The organism is Janthinobacterium sp. CG_23.3 (genome assembly GCF_046115965.1).
In the GTDB taxonomy this organism is placed as follows: domain Bacteria; phylum Pseudomonadota; class Gammaproteobacteria; order Burkholderiales; family Burkholderiaceae_D; genus Janthinobacterium.
In genome coordinates this window covers 1-2,953 of the sequence record NZ_JBJXIB010000236.1, presented here as the reverse complement: position 1 = coordinate 2,953, position 2,953 = coordinate 1, and the positions used below count along the sequence as shown (strand labels likewise).

2 protein-coding genes are annotated in these 2,953 nt (G+C 54.8%); both read right to left on the bottom strand.

All coding sequences use genetic code 11. The annotated features are described in order from the left end of the window. Positions 1-63: 63 nt before the first annotated feature. The gene (locus tag ACFDR9_RS27360) at positions 64-1,053 is read right to left on the bottom strand and encodes a hypothetical protein (RefSeq protein ID WP_409033030.1); all 990 of its coding nucleotides are present in this window, start codon (positions 1,051-1,053) and stop codon (positions 64-66) included. Positions 1,054-1,237: 184 nt separating this feature from the next. After that, a partial coding sequence (locus ACFDR9_RS27355) for a DUF2345 domain-containing protein (RefSeq protein ID WP_409033029.1) occupies positions 1,238-2,953 on the bottom strand: 1,716 nt, incomplete at its 5' end.

Below are 2,953 nucleotides of genomic sequence, written 5' to 3'. Positions count from 1 at the left end.
GCGGGGCGGTTTTGGTGGCATGCACGCATGATGCGTTATCCACGATTCGTTTACAACAACTTTCTACGCTGTACGCTCAGGCTGAATAGTCACAGGTGATCTTTGATATGTCGTTTTTGCTTTTGGGCCTCTAAATACCTGCGCAACAACTCTTGTTATGGGAATCCCTTTGAATAACACTCTATATTTCCCAATAGCTCTTTTTTCGATGCGGACCGACATTAGGACCTTATTCAACTGCCTCCAATTTTCCTGAAAAAACCCCGCAGTCTCTTTAACCGAATTCGCTGTTAAATACTCGTTTCCAGAGATATAGGAAAATGCCGCAGCTATTGCCTTGTATAAGTTTGATTTTGATTCGCCGTTTGGGGGAGGATTAAATATTTTTTGAGTGGCTCCTTCAACCGCCTGCCCGCTATCCAGTTGCTTGAGTACCTGAGGTTGAATTTCACTGGATAAAGCATCGGTAACACAAACATACTCCCCGATCTCGGGCTGTTGTTCAGTATATTGATAATCAAAATCAGTACCGTAGCTTTTTAGAAACGACATTTTCGGATCAAACATTGGTTTGAAAAGTTCTTGTGTGGCAGACACTCCAAAAGGATCGTTGACGGTACAAGACAGCGATGAGGAAAGCTCCTTCGTGCCCATAACAACCATTAGCGGTTCTGGCTTCGTCTTGGGATTGTCATCATACTTTTTTGAATCAAGTTTATTGGCTTCAAAAGTTGCCATGACCGTGACATCTTTCTTAAGTACCAGATATCCTTTAAACTCGCGACCAATCCAAAGATGGAGGCGCTCGCCGTCTTGAAAGATCGTTTTTTTCAAAAGTTTCTTATCACGAGGACAGTAAAATTCGGATAGCGACTCAACCGTATAAGATGTGCCTCGTTTAAGATTAATGTCAAAAAATACATCACGATGTTTACGTAGAATCACTTTTATATTATCGTTCGAGCGCCAACATTGTACAGACTCGCCCGGCAAATCGATACAGACTTCTTGCGATGTTTTGGCGTTGTCCCTAGCTGCGATTTTTTCGTTCATTTTCTATTCCTTCATTCTCGCTTAGTTCTTACCGGCGTATCTTATTTAGATAGATACAAATAACATATTGCATCACGGCGCTTTAGGCGAATTATTTTATGTCGTTTTCTGACCCGAATTCTTTAATTAATTTAACAAAATAAATAAAATGTCTTTTATTTTATTTTTTCACTTTACATTGTTTTTATTTTCGTTTTGGCTGATTAGCTCGAAGTGGCCCAAACGGAGCATTTTTAATTACGGCCTTACCGCTTGCATCCAATGTTACTTGTGTCCTATTTTTCGAAAATAGACTTAGATCGATGGACTCATTTTTCAATGGATTTCCATCCGCATCCACATACTCGATTTCCAAATTTCTTTTTATATTTAGCTCATGTATTTTATTGGCGACTTCAAGGTTGGGCACGCTTACCGGCCCCGCCAACTCCTTCATACTGGCCTTGAAATCCATCTTTCCCGGCCCGTGAATCATGATATTGCCGCCCTCGAGCTTCAAATAGGCGCCTTGCGCCGTCATCAGCAGGTGCTCTTTCGCGGCGATGTTGACGCTCTGGGTAACGCTAGCCACGGTGACGGCCTTGTCGGCGGTGATGCTGGTCTTGTCCGACTGGCTCTGGCTGCTGACCTTGCCGGTCGCCGCGTGCAATTTGATGCCGGTTTCCTGGTTCGGCTTGTCTTTGTTGCCGGCCTTGCCGTAGGTGAACAAACCGATGCCCGCCTTCACCAGGTAATAGCTGTTGCCCTGCGCGGCGAAGTTGATGTCCTGCCCGGCGGTGACGCTGCCGGTGTTGCCGGCGGCGAGGATGGCGTTGGCCGGCGTGGTCGCGGCGATGCCCGCCGGGCTCGACAGTTGCAACTGCGCCTCCGTGTAGGCCGTCACCGGAGTCTGCCCGCCGCCGCCGTCCGTGCCCTTGAGTACCTCGACGCTGTTGGCCATCTGGGCGATCGCCGGCAATTGGTCCGGTGCCGGCTCGGCCTGGCCCTTGTCGTCCTTGATGCCGGCGTTGTGCTTTTGCGCGGTGCCGGCCATGCTCAGTTGCAGTTCGTGGCTGCGTTCGATCTGCGCCTGCGCCTCCTTCGAGTCGAGCTGGCTGCCGCTGGCGCCGTTGCGGGCGTCGCTCGACAGCAGCATCCCTTGGCCGGCGCGCAGCGCGGCGGCGTGCTCGGTTTTCAATTCGGCGCCGAAGCCGGCTTTGGCCAGGCGCTGGTTGTCGCTCTGGTGGCGCAGGTGGCCCAGGTTTAGCTCGTCGTTGCCGCGGTGCGCCTTGGCGTGGCGCTGCAGCGACAGCCGTGGCTGGCCGGGGCTGTCGTCGAACACCAACTGGTTGTAGGCGCCGGCGCCGCTCTGGCTGCTGGCCATCGCCTGCGATTTCAAGCCCGACAGCACGGCCGGGTGGGCGTGGCCGCCGCCCTCGCCGGGGAACCAGGCCGGGGCGTTGCCGGTGGCCGCGCCGGCGCCCTTGAACGCCTGGTTGTGCTGCGCGTCGGGCTGGCCCTTGCCGTTGTAGACGGTGCCGATGACGACGGGACGGTCGATGTTACCTTCAAAGAAGTCCACCAGCACTTCCTGGCCGACGCGGGGTAGCGCGTTGGCGCCCCAGTTGGCGCCCGCCACCGGGGCGATCGGCGTGGCCACGCGCACCCAGGTGCCGGCGCGGTGGTCGGCCGGCGCGCCGCTGTGGCCGTCCGGCGCCGGGTGGTCGAGGCGGCTGTGGCTGCCGGCGCCGCGCTGCCAGTGCATCTGCACCAGGATGCGGTGGTCGCGGTCGGTGTGGATAACGCTGCCAGGCGGGCCGACGACAATGGCCGTTTGCTGGCCGTGCACGGTCGGGCGCGGGTGCAGCAGGTGGCCGTGGCCGTCCACGCCGCTGCTGCGGTAGGGCGTGGCGCGGCCGAT

Bases quoted from the DNA above. Each gene is read 5' to 3' on its own strand.
- ACFDR9_RS27360 (WP_409033030.1), bottom strand. From the start codon at position 1,053: ATGAACGAAAAAATCGCAGCTAGGGACAACGCCAAAACATCGCAAGAA.